This is a genomic window from Streptomyces sp. NPDC031111 (assembly GCF_055570675.1).
In genome coordinates this window covers 145944-160890 of the sequence record NZ_JBVIGS010000002.1, presented here as the reverse complement: position 1 = coordinate 160890, position 14947 = coordinate 145944, and the positions used below count along the sequence as shown (strand labels likewise).

16 protein-coding genes are annotated in these 14947 nt (G+C 72.2%); 2 read left to right on the top strand and 14 right to left on the bottom strand.

The annotated features are described in order from the left end of the window. The first annotated feature begins 93 nt into the window (after positions 1–93). On the top strand, positions 94–435 hold the full coding sequence (locus ACZ470_RS04430; RefSeq protein WP_468425172.1) for a PASTA domain-containing protein: 342 nt from the start codon (positions 94–96) through the stop codon (positions 433–435). Here the strand turns inward: ACZ470_RS04430 and ACZ470_RS04425 are convergent. Genes ACZ470_RS04425 through ACZ470_RS04410 form a run of 4 tightly spaced genes read right to left on the bottom strand, consistent with a single transcriptional unit; the run spans position 422 to position 4801 of the window. Then, positions 422–1117, bottom strand: coding sequence for a demethylmenaquinone methyltransferase (locus tag ACZ470_RS04425; RefSeq protein ID WP_468424328.1), 696 nt, complete (start codon positions 1115–1117; stop codon positions 422–424). The two genes, ACZ470_RS04430 and ACZ470_RS04425, sit on opposite strands and share 14 nt — an antisense overlap. After that, positions 1114–2205: an acyltransferase family protein gene (locus ACZ470_RS04420; protein WP_468424326.1), complete on the bottom strand. Its 1092-nt coding sequence runs from the start codon at positions 2203–2205 to the stop codon at positions 1114–1116. Before ACZ470_RS04420 ends, ACZ470_RS04425 begins: the two co-directional genes overlap by 4 nt. Then, the gene (locus ACZ470_RS04415) at positions 2205–4433 is read right to left on the bottom strand and encodes a bifunctional polysaccharide deacetylase/glycosyltransferase family 2 protein (RefSeq protein ID WP_468424324.1); all 2229 of its coding nucleotides are present in this window, start codon (positions 4431–4433) and stop codon (positions 2205–2207) included. Before ACZ470_RS04415 ends, ACZ470_RS04420 begins: the two co-directional genes overlap by 1 nt. Beyond that, the gene (locus ACZ470_RS04410; RefSeq protein WP_468424323.1) at positions 4430–4801 is read right to left on the bottom strand and encodes a hypothetical protein; all 372 of its coding nucleotides are present in this window, start codon (positions 4799–4801) and stop codon (positions 4430–4432) included. Before ACZ470_RS04410 ends, ACZ470_RS04415 begins: the two co-directional genes overlap by 4 nt. A 187-nt stretch (positions 4802–4988) precedes the next feature. On the opposite strand from ACZ470_RS04410, the gene ACZ470_RS04405 reads away from it, so the two are divergent. After that, a complete protein-coding gene (locus tag ACZ470_RS04405) occupies positions 4989–5987 on the top strand; it encodes a chitinase (RefSeq protein WP_468424321.1) in 999 nt (332 codons plus the stop codon). A gap of 34 nt (positions 5988–6021) precedes the next feature. Here ACZ470_RS04405 and ACZ470_RS04400 read toward each other — a convergent pair whose 3' ends face one another. From ACZ470_RS04400 to ACZ470_RS04355, 10 genes are all read right to left on the bottom strand, one after another. After that, on the bottom strand, positions 6022–6621 hold the full coding sequence (locus ACZ470_RS04400; protein ID WP_468424319.1) for an imidazolonepropionase-like domain-containing protein: 600 nt from the start codon (positions 6619–6621) through the stop codon (positions 6022–6024). A 7-nt stretch (positions 6622–6628) separates the two neighbouring features. Further along, positions 6629–7828 (bottom strand): cyclic dehypoxanthinyl futalosine synthase, encoded by a 1200-nt coding sequence (gene mqnC / locus ACZ470_RS04395; RefSeq protein ID WP_468424317.1) that lies wholly within the window; start codon positions 7826–7828, stop codon positions 6629–6631. Positions 7829–7897: 69 nt separating this feature from the next. Then, positions 7898–8632 (bottom strand): prepilin peptidase, encoded by a 735-nt coding sequence (locus ACZ470_RS04390; RefSeq protein ID WP_468424315.1) that lies wholly within the window; start codon positions 8630–8632, stop codon positions 7898–7900. Next, positions 8629–11592, bottom strand: a complete 2964-nt coding sequence (locus ACZ470_RS04385; protein ID WP_468424313.1) for a BTAD domain-containing putative transcriptional regulator — start codon at positions 11590–11592, stop codon at positions 8629–8631. The genes ACZ470_RS04390 and ACZ470_RS04385 overlap by 4 nt, the downstream gene beginning before the upstream one ends. Before the next feature lie 213 nt (positions 11593–11805). Next, positions 11806–12042 (bottom strand): hypothetical protein, encoded by a 237-nt coding sequence (locus tag ACZ470_RS04380; RefSeq protein WP_468424311.1) that lies wholly within the window; start codon positions 12040–12042, stop codon positions 11806–11808. Positions 12043–12334: 292 nt separating this feature from the next. Next, complete coding sequence (locus ACZ470_RS04375) at positions 12335–12796, bottom strand: TadE/TadG family type IV pilus assembly protein (RefSeq protein WP_468424309.1); 462 nt, start codon at positions 12794–12796, stop codon at positions 12335–12337. Beyond that, positions 12793–13230: a TadE/TadG family type IV pilus assembly protein gene (locus tag ACZ470_RS04370; protein ID WP_468424307.1), complete on the bottom strand. Its 438-nt coding sequence runs from the start codon at positions 13228–13230 to the stop codon at positions 12793–12795. Before ACZ470_RS04370 ends, ACZ470_RS04375 begins: the two co-directional genes overlap by 4 nt. Further along, positions 13231–13680 carry a TadE family protein gene (locus ACZ470_RS04365; RefSeq protein WP_468424305.1) on the bottom strand — a complete coding sequence of 150 codons (450 nt, stop codon included), beginning with the start codon at positions 13678–13680 and terminating at the stop codon, positions 13231–13233. A 23-nt stretch (positions 13681–13703) separates the two neighbouring features. After that, positions 13704–13955 (bottom strand): hypothetical protein, encoded by a 252-nt coding sequence (locus ACZ470_RS04360; protein WP_006133157.1) that lies wholly within the window; start codon positions 13953–13955, stop codon positions 13704–13706. Positions 13956–14034: 79 nt separating this feature from the next. Beyond that, positions 14035–14943, bottom strand: coding sequence for a type II secretion system F family protein (locus tag ACZ470_RS04355; RefSeq protein ID WP_468425171.1), 909 nt, complete (start codon positions 14941–14943; stop codon positions 14035–14037). Between the last annotated feature and the right edge of the window lie 4 nt (positions 14944–14947).

Below are 14947 nucleotides of genomic sequence, written 5' to 3'. Positions count from 1 at the left end.
TAATCAATTGTCACGGAACGCCACTTGATGCTTCCGGCGGGCACGGCGCGGGTCTACTCTGCCGGTACCGCTTGGGGGGTGACGTCCGTGCGTATGACACCCAGGACACCGACGCCCGAAGTGCGCGTGCCGCGCCTGGTCGGTCTGATGGCCGTGGACGCCCGCGAGTCCGCCCGGGCGCGCGGCCTGTCCGTCAACGCCCCCGACCGGCCGGACTTCCCGTTCGTCGTCGTCGACTACGTCGTACGGCAGTACCCGCAGCCCGGCACGGAGGTGCCGCGGGACTCCGTGGTCCACGTGTGGTTCGACTTCGGTGAGGGCGAGGGCGGCGGAGGGGTGCGCGAGCCGCGCGGACCGGTGCCGCCGACGGGCGGGCTCCAGCGGGAACTGGACGAGCCCGCCCTCCCCCACGCGGTGATGCTCAGCTCTCCTTGAAGCCCCGGTGCAGCGCCACCACACCGCCCGTCAGATTGCGCCACGCCACCCGCGACCAGCCCGCCCCCTTCAGCCGGCCGGCCAGCGCGGGCTGGTCCGGCCAGTCGCGGATGGACTCGGCGAGATAGACGTACGCGTCCGGGTTGGACGACACCGACCGGGCGACCGGCGGCAGCGCGCGCATCAGGTACTCGGTGTAGACGGTGCGGAACGGCGCCCACGTCGGGTGCGAGAACTCGCAGATGACGATCCGCCCGCCGGGCCGGGTCACCCGGTGCATCTCGCGCAGCGCCGCGTCCGTGTCCTGCACGTTGCGCAGCCCGAAGGAGATGGTGACGGCGTCGAAGACGTCGTCCTTGAAGGGCAGCCGGGTCGCGTCGCCGGCGGTGTACGGCAGCCAGTCACGGTTCCGCTTGCCGACCCGGAGCATGCCCTGGGAGAAGTCGCAGGGCACGACGTAGGCACCGGCGCGGGCGAAGGGCATCGACGAGGTGCCCGTACCGGCGGCCAGGTCCAGGATCTTCTGCGCGGGCCGGGCGTCGACGGCCTTCGCGACCTCCTTGCGCCATCGCCGGTCCTGGCCGAGGGACAGCACATCGTTCGTCAGGTCGTATCGTTCCGCGACGTCGTCGAACATCGAGGCGACTTCGTGCGGCTGCTTGTCCAGGGATGCGCGGGTCACCCGCCCATTCTTGCAGCCCGCCCGCCCGGCAGGAGCGTCGGCTTCCGGCGCGCGGCGACGTCCTCGACCCAGCCGCACGCGAGCACGAAGCCGCCGATCAGGACCCAGCCGACGCCGAACACGAACCACTGGCTCTCCAGGGGCAGATGCGCCTGGAACGCGGGCACCTCCCAGAACCGGTCGATCAGCGGCACGGCCAGGATCAGCGCCACCTCGTGCCAGAGGTAGATCGTCACGGCGCGCGCGTTGAACACGGCGACCAGCCGGGAACGGGACGGTCCGACGAGGCCCGCGTACTCCTTGGCGTACATCAGCGGCGTCACGAACCCGGCCGACCAGAAGGCCTGCGCGAGCGGGTTGTCGTCCAGGTCGTAGGTGCCGCCGTACGCGGACCGGTGGGCGAGGGCGTACCAGCCGCCGTAGGCGAGCGCGGCGAGCGACGCCACGGCGACGGCGAGGGGGCGCAGCCGCCCGAGCACGCCCTCGTGGTGGGCGAAGCCGAGGAGCCAGCAGAACAGGAACGTCGCGAGGTCGGTGAGGGCGCTGCCGAGCCGCCCCTCCGGCGGCTGCCACACGTACGTCAGGACGACGACGGGGACGAGCGACAGCACCAGCACCACGAGCGGCGACAGCCGGAACACCCGCAGCAGCAGCGGGGAGAGCAGCACGAACCACAGGTACGTCCGCAGGTACCAGACGATCTCCCAGGCCTGTTCGGCCCAGGCACTGCCCGGCGGGTCGCCGAGCGGCACGATCCAGTACACGATCCGCCACCCCGGCATCCAGCCGTGCACCAGCATCGCGGTGACCACGAAGAGGCCCCAGAACCAGAACGGCGGCAGCAGGCGGCGGACCCGGCCCCGGATCACCGTGAGCGCGGGGCGCCGCAGCGACCTGGCCATCAGGGTGCCGGCCAGCCCGAACATCACCCCCATCGACGGGAAGACCATCCCCGCCCAGGCCCAGCCGAAGGTGTGGTACGCCACGACCCGGACGAGGGCCACCGCGCGCAGGACGTCGAAGTACCCGTCGCGGCCCGGCGGGGCCGTGGCCTGCCGGCGCACGGCCCCCTTGCGGTGCGCCCCCATCAGCCGCCCGTCCCCGCCGACGGCATCCCGACCTCGCCCGTCCGCTTCAGCTTCTGCCAGCGCAGCCGGCCGCCGGTCAGGGCGGTGACACAGGAGTGGATGAGGACGAGGTACATCATCTGCCGGTACGCGAACTGCTGTAGCGGCATCATCAGCAGATACCGGTACTTCTCCCGGTCGAGCCGGAAGGCGTACGCGGCGCACGCCAGCTGCACGCCCAGGACGGCCAGCCAGGCCAACAGGGCGGCCTCGAAGTCGACGAAGAGCATCGAGTGCACGGTGAACACGTCGATGAGCGGCGCGAACACCGGCGTGACGATCTGGAAGAGCACCACCAGCGGCATGCCGACCCTCCCGAACCGTCCCGAGGGCCCCTTGTCGGTCAGGGACTTGCGGTGCTTCCACAGCGCCTGCATGGTGCCGTACGACCAGCGGTGGCGCTGGGACCAGAGCTGCCGCAGCGAGCGTGGGGCCTCGGTCCACGCGCGTGCGTGCTCCTCGTAGACGACCCGCCATCCCCCGCGGTGCAGCGCGATGGTGATGTCGGTGTCCTCGGCGAGGGTGTCCTCGCTCATCCCGCCCGCCTGGAGCACCGCCTCGCGGCGGAACGCGCCGATCGCGCCGGGGATGGTCGGCATGCAGCGCAGCAGGTCGTACATGCGCCGGTCGAGGTTGAAGCCCATCACGTACTCGATGTGCTGCCAGGCGCCGATGAGCGTGGAGCGGTTGCCGACCTTGGCGTTGCCCGCGACGGCGCCCACCGACGGATCGGCGAAGGGCTGTACCAGGCGGCCCACGGTGTCCGGTTCGAAGACGGTGTCGCCGTCCATCATCACGACGATGTCGTGCCGGGCGCTGCGGATGCCGGTGTTCAGGGCGGCCGGCTTGCCCGCGTTCTCCTGCCGGATCACCCGGACGCCCGGCAGGCCGAGCGCTTCGGCGAGGTCCGCCGTGCCGTCCGTGGAGCCGTCGTCGACGACGACGATCTCGATCGGATGGGTGCTCCCGGCCAGCGACCGCAGGGTGTTCTCGATGCACTCCTTCTCGTTGTACGCCGGGACGATCACGCTGACCGGCCGGGTGACGGCCGGCCCCCAGCTGAAGCGGCGTCTGTTGCGCTGCCGGTGGTGGCGCCGGGCGAGGACGAGCATCAGCCCGAACCGCCCCAGGACGGCCACGCCCACGATCGCCAGGCCGGCCGAGAGCGCGGGCACCGTCCACTCGGCGACGGTGACGGCCGCGATGAGCGCCTTGCCCTCGTAGAGGGTCGTGCCGGTGGCGGGACGGTGGGATGCCTGGAGCGGGTCGCCGGCACCGGCGGGGACGGCGGCACCGGCGGGTTGTTGCCGCTGTTCGGCCATCGCGCCGCTGACGGTGGTGAAGGTGTACCCCTCCGCCCGCATCTTCTCGATGTACTTCGCCAGCGCCGCGACGGTCTGCGTGCGATCGCCGCCGGAGTCGTGGAAGAGCACCGAGGCGCCCTCCCCGTCCTCCGGGGTGGCCCCTTCGACGATCCTCGCGACGCCCGGTTCCTTCCAGTCCTCGCTGTCGGTGTCGATGAAGACGCTGGTGTACCCGTCCTCGCCGAGCTGCTGGTAGACCTGCCAGCTGTAGTTGTCGACGGCGTCCGGCTCGGAGGAGTACGGCGCCCGGAACAGCGTGGTGGTGATCCCGGCCGCGCCCGCGAGCGCGAGCTGGGTCTGCTCCATCTCGCGGGTGACGCGGGAGGCGCTCTGGTACGACAGGTCGACGTGGGTGAAGGTGTGGACGCCGATCTCGTGGCCCTGGTCGACCAGGTCCTTCACGATGTCGGGGTGGCGCGACACCATCGAGCCGACCACGAAGAACGTGCCCGGAACGTCGTACTCCTCCAGGACCTCCATGACCTTCGGGGTCCAGGTGGGGTCCGGTCCGTCGTCGAAGGTGAGCACGATCGTCCTGTCCGGGACGGAGACGGTCTCGGCCTGCCCGCCGGGGAAGGTGAGGATCGGGCCGCCGTCGAGAATCTCGTCGGGCACCTCGGAGGCCGATGCCCCGGTGCGGACCCGCTGGTCGTCGCCGACCTCGGAGCGCAGATAGCCGTCGAGCAGCAGCACACAGGTCAGGGCGAGCAGGAGCAGCAGCGCGAGGAGGACCCGCGGCCGGTGCAGCGCCGCGGCCCGCCCGGCGGCGCGCTCCATTCGGGTGGGGGCGCGGCGCCGGCCGCGCGCGGGGGGCGCGGCGATCATGACGCCGCCGAGGGGGTGGGTACGGCGGTGGCGCTCGGGGCACCGGCCGGCGGGGACGGCGGTGTGCCGGTGGGGGCCACCCCGCCGCGCGGACCCGCGCCGCCACCGGGACCGGCCTCCCCCTGTCCTCCTCCGAACGGCAGCAGCGAGGCCGGCGTGACCGAGGTGCCGATGCCCAGGAAGGCCATCCCCAGCACGACCGCGTACCCGGCGCAGACGGTTCCCAGGAGCAGGCCGATCCGGCGCAGCAGCCTGGCCCGGCGTCCGGAGGAGTCGACGAAGACGGGTCCTTCGCCTGACCCGTTGCGGCGTTTGCGGCGACGGCCGCGCGCGTCGGCGCGGCTTTCGATGGCGGGATCGGAATGCATGGCCCGGACGGTAGGGGCCGCTGTGCGGGGAAAACCCGGCGTTCCCTGTGAGTCTCCCGTGGAAGGGCCGCGAACCTCTCCGTCCCCTGAGAATCAGCCGGGAACCGGGCGTACATCCTCAGAAAGCGCACAGTCCCGTGTGCCACGTTGGCCGTCCACCCGACGTCTCACGAATGGAACGGGCACGATGCGCGGTCCACTGAAGTCCGTTGCCGGGCTCGCCCTCCTCCCGGCCCTGGCCCTGGTCGCGGCCACCGCCGGCTGTTCCGCCGGGGAGACCACGACGGACGCGGCCCCGGCCGCGGACCCCACCACCGCGTACGCCCCGTACGTCAATTCCTCGGCGGCCTCCGACACCGACTCGGCGGGTTCCCCCACGACGTACAACCTGGCGTTCGTGATCTCCTCCGGCAGCGGCTGCACCCCGTACTGGAACGGTACCCAGGACATCGACGACGCGGCCGTGACGTCCCGGATCGCGGGGCTCACCGGGTCCGGCGCCGACGTACGGGTCTCCTTCGGCGGCGCCTCCGGGGACGAGCTGGCGGCCGCCTGCGACAGCGCGGAGGAACTGGCGGACTCGTACGGCACCGCGCTCGACGCGGCCGGCGCCACCCGCGCCGACTTCGACATCGAGGGCGACGAACTCACCGACTCCGCCTCCGTGGACCTGCGTTCGGAGGCGATCGCGCTGCTCCAGGAGGAACGCACGGACCTGGAGGTGTCGTTCACCCTCCCGGTCATGCCGTCCGGGCTCGACGAGGACGGGCTGGCCCTGCTGGAGTCCGCGAACAGCCAGGGCGTCCAGGTCGCCACCGTCAACCTCATGACGATGAACTACGGCGAGTCCTACGACGGTGACATGGGCGATTACGCCCTCGCCTCCGCCGAGGCGGCGAACGTCCAGCTCCAGGAGGTCTTCGGGCTGTCGCAGGCCGATGCCTGGCGGGGCATGGCGCTCACCTCGATGATCGGCGTCAACGACGTGGAGGGGGAGACGTTCACGCTGGAGGACGCGGGGGAGGTGCGTGCCTTCGCGGAGGAGAAGGGGATCGCGTGGGTGTCGATGTGGTCGGCGTTCCGGGACACGGAGTGCGGTGAAGACGCCGCCGCGGATGACGCGTTGACCACTTGCAGCGGGGTGTCCCAGGAGGACGGGGCGTTCGGGGAGGCGTTTTCGGGGTGAGGGCCGCGCCGCCAGGGGCCGGCCTCGCCATGGGTCAGCGCCGCCGGTACACCAGGCGGCCGCCCACGACGGTGGCCACGCACGTGGACGCGCCGTCCCGCACGAGGGCGTCCCGGTCGGGCACGTCGAACACCGCGAACCGCGCGGGTTTCCCGGCGCCGAGGCCCGGCAGCAGCACGAGAGGAACCGGGGAGAGCGCCGCGGGCCCGGGCAGTGCGGGCGGACGCCCCGCCAGGGCGAGCCCGGCCCTGCGCACCGCGTCCAGGGCCTCGCGGCTGCGCAGCTCGCCGGCGACCGCGACCGTTCCGTGCGCCAGCATGCGCTGTACTCCGCGGCGGGCGCTGGCGCCCCGCGCGGACGGTCCGGCGGCCAGCAGTGCCCGTGCACGCTCCCCGAACACCGGCTCGGTACCGAGCCGGTCCGCCTCGCGCGGGTCGGGGTGGTACGCCTGCTCCAGCAGTTCCGGGCCGTAGGGGTTGAGCAGACCGGGCGTCAGGATGCCGGGCCACCGCCGCAGCCGGGCGCCCGGATGACCGGCGGCCAGTTCTTCGTACGGGCCGACGGCGGCGATGTGCGCGCCGTCGACCACGACGGCGGCCTCGGGCGAGGCGTCGGCGGTGTGAAGGGTCAGCACGGGCCGGTCAGTTGGAGGCGAGGAGCTTCAGCTCCGGGTGGGCCGTGCCGCCCTCGATCGCCGTCGAGGAGATGTGGGAGACCACGCGGTCGTCGACGGGGTCGTTCGCCGGGTCGTCGTGCACGACGAGGTGCTCGTACGTCGTCGACCGCTGGGCCGGCACCCGGCCCGCCTTGCGGATCAGGTCGATGATCTCCAGCCGGTTGGAGCGGTGCTTGGCACCGGCGGAGGAGACCACGTTCTCCTCCAGCATGATCGAGCCGAGGTCGTCCGCGCCGTAGTGCAGCGAGAGCTGGCCGATCTCCTTGCCGGTGGTCAGCCAGGAACCCTGGATGTGCGCCACGTTGTCGAGGAAGAGGCGGGCGATGGCGATCATCCGCAGGTACTCGAAGAGGGTGGCCTGGGTGCGGCCCTTCAGGTGGTTGTTCTCGGGCTGGTACGTGTACGGGATGAACGCCCGGAAGCCGCCCGTGCGGTCCTGCACGTCCCGGATCATCCGCAGGTGCTCGATGCGCTCGGCGTTGGTCTCGCCGGTGCCCATGAGCATGGTGGACGTGGACTCCACACCGAGGTTGTGGGCGATCTCCATGATCTCCAGCCAGCGCTCGCCGGACTCCTTGAGCGGAGCGATGGCCTTGCGCGGCCGGGCGGGGAGGAGTTCCGCGCCGGCACCGGCGAAGGAGTCGAGGCCGGCCGCGTGGATGCGCCGGATCGCCTCGTCGACGCCCACCTTGCTGATCCGCGCCATGTGCTCGACCTCGCTCGCCCCCAGGCTGTGGATGACGAGCTGCGGGAACTCCTTCTTGATGGCGGCGAAGTGCTTCTCGTAGTACTCGACGCCGTAGTCCGGGTGGTGACCGCCCTGGAACATGATCTGCGTACCGCCGAGTTCGACGGTCTCGGCGCAGCGCCGCAGGATGTCGTCGAGGTCGCGGGTCCAGCCCTTGGCGGTGTCCTTGGGCGCGGCGTAGAAGGCGCAGAACTTGCACGCCGTGACGCACACGTTCGTGTAGTTGATGTTCCGCTCGATGATGTACGTCGCGATGTGCTCCGTACCGGCGTACTTCCGCCTGCGTACGGCGTCGGCGGCGGCGCCCAGCGCGTGCAGCGGCGCGTCGCGGTAGAGGTCGAGGGCCTCTTCGGGGGTGATCCGCCCACCGGCGGCGGCACGGTCGAGGACGGTCTGAAGGTCGGCCTTCTCGGTCACCGGTGTCCCTTTCGGAAAAGGTGTGGACGGACCGATCCAGCGTACGTCAGCCGGTCGCGCCGGCTGACGTCAGGCCGCGTACGCGCCGATCAGCAGCCCCGCGAAGGCCCCGCCGATCAGGAACGGCCCGAACGGGATGGCCGTCTTGCGGCCCGCCCGCCGCGCGACGACGAGCGCACCCCCGTACAGCGCCCCGAACAGGAACCCGGTGAGGGTGCCGAGCATCACCGTGGGCCAGCCGTACCAGCCGAGGACGGCGCCCGCGCCGAGCGCCAGCTTCACGTCGCCGAAGCCCATGCCGCCCGGGTTGATGAGGAACAGCACGAAGTAGCCGGCGCCCAGCACGAGCGCGCCCAGCAGGGCGGTGGTCCACTGCCCCGCGTGCTCGGGGGCCAGGGCGGCGAGGCCCAGGAGGGCGAGTGAGGTCGCGGCGAAGGGCAGGGTGAGCGGGTCGGGCAGCCGCTGCACCCGGAAGTCGACCGTCGCCAGCAGTACGCCGACGGGCGCGAGCAGCAGCCACACACCCAGCTCGGGCCGGGTCCCGGTGGCGGCGGCGAGGGCGGCGCAGACGAGCGCGGTGACGACGGCGGACGTGACGCCGGGTCCGTACGGCGGTCCCGCGCACCGCCCGCACCGGCCCCGGCCGAGCCAGCCCCCGAGCGGATGCCCCGCCGGACATTCCGTCCGCCACTCCTCCCCGGAGGGGACGGAGAACCGGTAGGCCGCGCGGGGCAGCACCGCGCCGGCCGCCGCGCCCCACAGCGCGGCGGCGACGATCAGCGACACGTCCAGGTAGTCGCTCATCCCGCCGTCGCGACCCCGTCGCGCCACGCCGGCAGCAGTTCGTCGAGGAGCGCCTCGGTGCGGGGCGGCAGCCCGCGGGCGCCGCTGCGGCCGATCAGGTCGGCGGCGAGGGCGGTGAGCCGCTCGGGATCGCCGAGGGCGTGGGTGGCGCGCAGCAGCTCGTTCCACAGCCGCTCGTCGGCCGACGCGGTGCGCAGCGCGGCGTCGAGGGCCTCGATGGCCTTCTCCGCGCGGTTCTTCTCCATGTGGAACTCGGCGAGCGCGAGTCCGGTGTCCGCGACGAGCAGCGGGAGTTGGGCGTCGACGATCTCGTGGGTGAGCCAGCGGTAGCGGCCCTCGGGCCGGTCGGCGAGCAGCGGCCCGCGCACCAGCACCAGCGCGTCGGTGAGCAGCCGGCCGCGCACGGCCCGGCTGTCGACGCCCCGGCCCTGCGTGGCCTCGTGGTACAGCGACCGCAGCACGTCCAGGTCGGAGACGACGGACTTGGCGAGGGTGAGCCGTCCGGTGGTGTCGGTGCCGAGGCGGGGCGTGCCGTCGGGGTCGGTGCCGAGCCAGGCGCGCAGCCGCTCGACGAGCGCGTCGCGCACGTCGTCGGTGACCCCGCGCGGCCACAGCGCGGAGGACAGCACGCGCGGGTGCACGCCCTCGCGGTGCAGGAGCAGCAGCGCGAGCGCCTCGTGCAGCAGGGCGCTGCGCTCGCCGTCCGGGGTGTCCAGGCCGATGATCTCGTACGGACCCACGAGGCGCGCGTACACGGCGGGCCGCCCCTGCTCGCTGATGTCGACGAGGAACGGCGGGGTGTCGCCCGGGCCGTCGGGGCCCCGCTCGGGGTCGGCGTCGGTGAACAGCTCGACGACCGCGCGCTGTTGGGCGACGGGCAGGAGCTGGGCGTCGAGTTCGAGACCGAGGAGCGGCGCGAGCAGCTTGCCCTCGCCGGTGATCTCCATCTCCCAGGCGGCGCCCGGCAGATCGCCGCTGCCGGTGCCCACGAGGTAGCCGATGCCGAGACGGCTCGCGTCGGCGGCGAGTTCGGCGAGGGTGACGGCGTCCTCGGCGGACGGCTCGGCGGCGAGCAGCACGAGGTGCGGGGCCCAACGGGTGTGCTGGGCGGGCCCGGTGCGCCCGGTGAGCACGGAGTCGTGCCCGGCGGCACCGAGTGCGCCCCGCCGCTGCCGCGTCTCGGCCTCCATGGTCTCGATCAGCGCGTCGATGCCGTCGAGGTGGCGCAGCCGGTTGGGCGCGAGCGGGGTCAGGTCCTCGCCGAACCCGACGAGGGTGATGGTCATCCGGTCCGACCAGCCGTTGGTGGCCAGCTCGGCGGCGACGGAGGCGAACACGGCGGCCCGGTCGGTCTCGCTGCCGCTCAGCGAGACGATGCCGGGGACGGACTCCAGGTTGAGCAGCAGCCGCGAGTCGTCCATGGTGCCGAGGCTGACGAGGCCCGGGAAGGGGGCGGCGGTGTCGACGTCCTCGTACCGCTCGGCGTCGTCCCTGGCGAGCATCCAGAACGTCTGGTCCTGCCCGAGCTGCCAGGGCGTCGGCGGCTTCCCGGACGGCTGGGCGAGCTGGAGGTGCAGGTCGCCGTTGCTGAGCCAGGCCGCGTAGACGGTGGGCAGCGGGCGGGACTCTGCGGCGAGGGACGCGGCGAGCCCGCGCAGCGACCGGTCGAGCAGCCGTACGCCCTCGGGGTCGGCGCCGACCAGCAGCGCGTCCTGCACGTCCTGGGCGTCCCCGGTCGGCGTGGGCGGCTCCATCCCGCGCCGGCCGGCGATGCCGCCGAACGCCGACTGCCACAGGGCCTGTCGGCGACGGTGGCCGAGGGCGCCGAGGAGACCGGCGGCGAGCAGCGGGGCGGCGAGGAGGGCCTCGGGGAGACCGAAGGAGGAGGATTCCCCGGCGGGCGTGGCGTGCTGTTGCTCCCGCTCCGCGGGCTGCCGGTGACCGGCGTTGTCGGCCTCGGGCGCGGGGGCGGGCCGCTGCTCGGGCACGGAGACCTCGGCGGCGCCGCTGCCGCCGGCGCCCTGCGCGTGGTCACCGGTCCTGGCGTAGTCGTGGATCTGCTGCTGGACCTCGGGCGAGACCTCGGGTGCCTCGTCGGGCATCTCGACGAGGTCGCCGCCGCGCGCGTCGCCGGGCATCTCCATGATCCAGCCGGGCCGGATCAGGCTGGCCTCGGACAGCTTGGAACCGTCGGGCTGCGTACGGTCCTTGTTGAGCTCGAAGATCTCCTTGTACCGGCGTCCGTCACCGAGGTGCCGCTCGGCGATCTCCCAGAGGGAGTCGTGGTGACGCCCCTCGGGCGGCTGGATCCGGTAGAACTTCGTGTCGCCCCGCTGCTTGGCGCCGGCGGCGCCCGCCGTCTCGGCGTGCGACGCCTGCTCGGCGAGCGCGGCGGCGGCACCGGCCGCCTGTTCCTGCTGCTGGGCGAAGAAGCCGGGCGTCTGCTGAGCGGCGGCCACGGCGGGCTGCTGCCCCCCCTCGAAGCTCTGCCCGAGCTGCGACAGCCCCGGCGCGAAGCCCGCGGCGGTGGCGCTGATCAGCAGCACCGCGGCGACGAGCTGCCGGGCGAGCAGCTGACTGGGCCCGGCCCCGGGCACCCGCCCCGGCACCCCGACCCCCGAGAGGGCGGCCTTCATCTCGACGAGCACACACGCGGTGAACTGGGCCCAGGCCAGCCAGACGACGAAGGTCAGGATGCCGAGGAACGTCTCGACCGAGATGTCCTGCTTGAGCCAGTCCATCGGCTCGAACGACTCCGGGAACGGCCAGCCGGCGGTGACGGCCAGCGCGAACGGCACCCCTACGAGCAGCGCGAGCAGCGCCACGAAGGCGAAGAACGCCTTGACGAAGTCCCCGAACGTCCGCCGTCGCACCCGCACCGGCTGCGGTGTCCGGTTCCGCGGAGTGGCGGAACCCGCGTCCGTCGAGCTTGACGAGCTGGAACTGCGGCGTCGCGGCATGGCGGATGTCCTGGGTTTGTGGAAGGAGGGTCTACTGGGCCTCCAGAGATCCTATTGACTCCCACGGCCGCAGTCGAAGGCGGAGCCGGGTCAGCTTCCGAACTCACCGAGCAGGCCGACGAGAAGAGGAAGGTCGAGGACGAACGGGAAACAGAAAAGAGCAGGGGCGAGGAGTGACACACTCCCCTGCCCCTGCTCCGCCGCGTTGCCCCGTCAGTACAGGGTGGCGTGCAGGTGGCCGTCCACCGAGACGCCCTGCGCCGAGACGGAGGCGCCCAGACCCGCGCTGAGGCCTATGGGGCCGGCCTCGACGTGGGCGCCGAGAGCACCGGCCTCCGCGTGGACGCCGAGGTCGACGTTGGCGGCGCCGGCGCCGGCCAGGCCGCCGGAGACGAAGTCCAGGTCGGCGTCGGAGATTTCGGCGGTTTCGACCTGGGGGGCGAGGTTCATGGCGCGCGTTTCCCTTCGTAGGACCAATTGGCGTGGTGGGGGGAACCCTGATCAAAGCACGCGCGCGAAAGGGCGACCAGTCGTCCGGTCACCGTGCGGGGCTGTCCGGGTCCGCCGGATTCACGACTCCGCCACGTGCGCCGACCACCCGCCCGAATTCTTCACGCCGACCGGTCCCGAACGGGCTTGTGAGCACCCTTGACGCCCTCGTCCGGCGCCTCGAAACGGACCTCCTCGTGAACACTGTGCAGATCCCCGGGAGGTTCCGAAACCGCCCCCTCCGGGCCCGGTTTCAGCCGACCTCGTTCTCCGCGACCGACTGCCCGTGCACCACCACGTCCCCGCCGTAGAACATGCCCGTGAAGACCGGCGCGTACGTCAGTTGCACCTCGACCTCCACCGCGTCCACGGTCGCCGCGACGCAGTGGGTCGCCGCGATGTCCGGCCCGGACATGCCCATCTCCCGGGCGAAGGCCTTCACCCGGGCGTCGCAGTTCTCGAAGTTGATCGGCGCCGGACCGCCCACGTCGTCGTACAGCGCCTCGCGGTCGATGTCCTGAGCGGCGTAACGGGCCGCCTGTTCCGCGATGTCGGCCGCGCGCTCCCGCTTGGAGATGGACATGCCGCCGTCGATGACGAAGGCCGCCAGCGACAGGAACACCAACGCGAAGATGATCACCGCGCCGGCGCCCGAGCCGCGGTCGTCCAGTCGCGCACGCCGGTCCGACAGCAGGCTCCGCACACGCGCTCTCACGCCGTCCTCCGGTACGGGTCCAGCGGCGAGCTGAAGCTCGCGGTCAGGGTCGTCGGGATGTCCAGGCCCAGCATGGCGAGACCCCGCACCTCGCAGCTCACCTCGACCGTGAAAATGGTGTCCGGCTCGAAGCCCCGGCTGGTCTGTACGACGGTCACCGGGCCCGCGCAGACGTCCGCGAGGTTCGCCTCGGCCGCCGCCCTCGCCTCGGCCATCGCCGTGGCGTGGTCCTTCTGGATCGAGCCCGCACGCGCCGCGTCCCGCGCCGCGCCGTCCAACGCGCCGCGCCCGTCGACCAGTTGCCCGAACCCCACCAGCACCAGAATGAACAGGATCATCACCGGCGCGAGGATGACCACCTCGACGGTGGACAGCCCCCGGTCGTCGCCCGTGGCCGGCCGCCCGTCCCGCAGGGGGAACCAGGGGAACCCCATCTAGTTCTCCCCCTCCTGCACGAACCGCTCCACCGGCCCCACCGACTGCGCGTGCACCGTGAGGTCCAGCCCCGGGAACACCGTCGGGATGCGTGCCGTGATCTCCACGCCCACCGTGTTCTGCTCCGGCTGGAGCATCCTCACATCGGGCCCCAGCACCAGTTGCGGGCCCAGCTGCCGGATGTAGCTGTCCACCACGTCCCGCGCCTCGCCCCGCCAGCCGCCCGGCTGGTCGTGCGCCGTCGCACGCGCCTTCCGCGCGCCCGCCTGGGCGGCCGCCTGGGCGACATGATCGGCGAAGAAGTACAGCGCGAACTGCACCGTCGCGAAGATCATGAAGAACAGGACGGGCGTGAGCAGCACGAACTCGATCGCGGTCATGCCGGACTCGCCGCGGGCGGAAGCTGCCTCCACCCGTCGGCGTACCCAGCGACGTACGCGCACCGACATCCCCGTGAGAGAAGTAGCGGCCGTCAGCAGGTCTTGCCCGCGTCCGCGCCCTTGATGCAGTCGCCGACCTTGTTGGCACCCTCGCTGAGCGCGGCGTTGATGATCGCGGCCACCACACCGACGATCGCCACGACGACCGCCGAGATGATGACCCACTCCACCGCGGAGGCCCCGCGGTCCAGTTCGCCGGAGCGGGCACGCTCGACGCGGGCCCGCATGAAGGTGACCAGGAAGTCCACGGCGGGAATGCCGGTGTGGAAGGTACGTCCGTTCATGACGCGTTGTCCTCTCGAATTCGGTTCACGGAAGTTCTGACGTACGGATCGCGGTTGCCGGTTCGGCAGTTCACGGTTCTCACACCTGGAACACCCGCATCGCCGCCGGGAAGATCAGGAACACGAGGAACCCCGCGCACAGCAGCAGCTGCGCCACGAGCATCGACTGGGACTTCTCACCCGCGCTGCCCTCGATCTCGGCGAGTTCGCGGTGCCGCATCGTCTCGGCGCGGGAGGCGAGGGACTCGCGCACCTTGGCCCCGTCATCCGCGACGAGCGCCAGGGAGGCGGAGAGGTCCTTGAGCTCCTCCACGCCCAGCTCCTCACCCAGCTGCCCCAGCGCCTGCCACTGGCTGATGCCGGTGATCCGGGCGTCGGCGAGGGCGTTGCGGATACGGTGCGTGGCCCAGCCGTCCGACACCTCGGCCGCCGCCATCAGCGCCTCCGGCAGACCCCGGCCGCCGGCCAGGCTCATCGACACCAGGTCCAGATACGCGCCGATCACCCGCCGCAGATCGCGCCGCTTCTCGGCGGCGTCCCGGCGCACCTCCAGATCGGGCAGGAAGAAGAACAGCGCGGCGCAGAGCAGGGCCAGCCAGACCGGGATGATCGGGCTGTCGGCGAGGGCGAGCGTCCAGACGATGGCGAAGAGGAACGGCCCGAAGAACAGACCCGCCACCGCCAGCAGCACCTTCGTCGCCAGGAACTTCTCCCAGCTGCGCTCCAGCACCGCGAGGTCCGCGCGCAGCGAGCGCTGCTCCCACCCCTGCTGAAGATAGAACTCGGCGACCCGCGCGCCCACTTCGGACCGCAGTGAGCCGAAACGGCCGGTGTCCCGCGCCGTCCGCGCCGACTCGTACGCAGCCCCCCGCGCGCGCATCGCGTCGATCCGCGCGACCTGGGATATGGCGCTGCGCTTGGTGGGCATCAACGCGCGGACCAGGACGTAGATCCCCAGGCCCACGATCGCGCCGACGATCACCGGCATCGTC

Bases quoted from the DNA above. Each gene is read 5' to 3' on its own strand.
- ACZ470_RS04380 (WP_468424311.1), bottom strand. From the start codon at position 12,042: ATGAACCTCGCCCCCCAGGTCGAAACCGCCGAAATCTCCGACGCCGAC.
- ACZ470_RS04420 (WP_468424326.1), bottom strand. From the start codon at position 2,205: ATGGGGGCGCACCGCAAGGGGGCCGTGCGCCGGCAGGCCACGGCCCCG.
- ACZ470_RS04370 (WP_468424307.1), bottom strand. From the start codon at position 13,230: ATGGGGTTCCCCTGGTTCCCCCTGCGGGACGGGCGGCCGGCCACGGGC.
- ACZ470_RS04385 (WP_468424313.1), bottom strand. From the start codon at position 11,592: ATGCCGCGACGCCGCAGTTCCAGCTCGTCAAGCTCGACGGACGCGGGT.
- ACZ470_RS04360 (WP_006133157.1), bottom strand. From the start codon at position 13,955: ATGAACGGACGTACCTTCCACACCGGCATTCCCGCCGTGGACTTCCTG.
- ACZ470_RS04355 (WP_468425171.1), bottom strand. From the start codon at position 14,943: ATGCCGGTGATCGTCGGCGCGATCGTGGGCCTGGGGATCTACGTCCTG.
- ACZ470_RS04405 (WP_468424321.1), top strand. From the start codon at position 4,989: ATGCGCGGTCCACTGAAGTCCGTTGCCGGGCTCGCCCTCCTCCCGGCC.
- ACZ470_RS04430 (WP_468425172.1), top strand. From the start codon at position 94: ATGACACCCAGGACACCGACGCCCGAAGTGCGCGTGCCGCGCCTGGTC.
- ACZ470_RS04390 (WP_468424315.1), bottom strand. From the start codon at position 8,632: ATGAGCGACTACCTGGACGTGTCGCTGATCGTCGCCGCCGCGCTGTGG.
- ACZ470_RS04410 (WP_468424323.1), bottom strand. From the start codon at position 4,801: ATGCATTCCGATCCCGCCATCGAAAGCCGCGCCGACGCGCGCGGCCGT.
- ACZ470_RS04365 (WP_468424305.1), bottom strand. From the start codon at position 13,680: ATGTCGGTGCGCGTACGTCGCTGGGTACGCCGACGGGTGGAGGCAGCT.
- ACZ470_RS04415 (WP_468424324.1), bottom strand. From the start codon at position 4,433: ATGATCGCCGCGCCCCCCGCGCGCGGCCGGCGCCGCGCCCCCACCCGA.